The organism is Mesorhizobium sp. M7A.F.Ca.MR.362.00.0.0, from assembly GCF_004023175.1.
Classification (GTDB): domain Bacteria; phylum Pseudomonadota; class Alphaproteobacteria; order Rhizobiales; family Rhizobiaceae; genus Mesorhizobium.
Window position 1 is genome coordinate 1 of record NZ_RZTF01000849.1, and the last position, 747, is coordinate 747.

Genomic DNA, 747 nt, shown 5'->3' on the forward strand with positions numbered 1-747 from the left:
TCGCTGCACCATCCATTGGGAAAACCGTGCCGGCTTCGTCGAGCGCTTCCCCGACATCAACTGCACCGGCAACGTCTTCGAGATCGACCGCAAGCGCTACACCTGTGCCGGCGGCACCACTTCGATCGACCTGATGCTGGAGATCGTGCGCGGCGATTTCGGCTCGAACCTCGCCAATGGCGTCGCCAACCAGTTCCAGCACGAACGCATCCGCTCGGCCGGCGACCGCCAGCGCGTCGGCCCGGAACGCGACCTGACCGGCAAGTCGGAGAAGCTCAGGCGCATCGTCGAACTGATGGCCGACCATCTCGACGAGCCGCTGTCGGCAGTGCAGCTGGCCAAATCCGCCGGCCTTTCGGTGCGCCAGGTCGAGCGCCTGTTCCTGCGCCACCTCAGCGTCACGCCTGGCCGTTATTACATGCGGCTGCGGCTGGAGCGGGCGCGCGAACTGCTGCGCCAGACCAACATGCCGATCCTCGATGTGGCGATAGCGACCGGCTTCACCTCGCATTCCTACTTCGCCCAAAGCTACCGGCTGCAATTCGGCAGGCCGCCCTCGGAAGAGCGCCGCACGACTTACTGAATTCCGCTTCCGCTGAAAAGTTCGGCATTCGGCCCGGCGCATCGGGCCAGGGTAGCGAATTCGGGTAACGGGTTCTTTCGGAGCCTTCGCGCCGCGTTGGCTGTCGGGTGCATCAAACGAAAAACCCGCCTGAGCGGCGGGTCACCGGCGCAAATCAGCACCAT

At 64.7% G+C, this 747-nt stretch carries 1 protein-coding gene; it reads left to right on the top strand.

The window, feature by feature from the left end; all coding sequences use genetic code 11:
* The coding region (locus tag EOC06_RS38135; RefSeq protein WP_164899041.1) for a GlxA family transcriptional regulator at window positions 1–583 on the top strand (583 nt) is incomplete at its 5' end.
* Window positions 584–747: the final 164 nt, after the last annotated feature.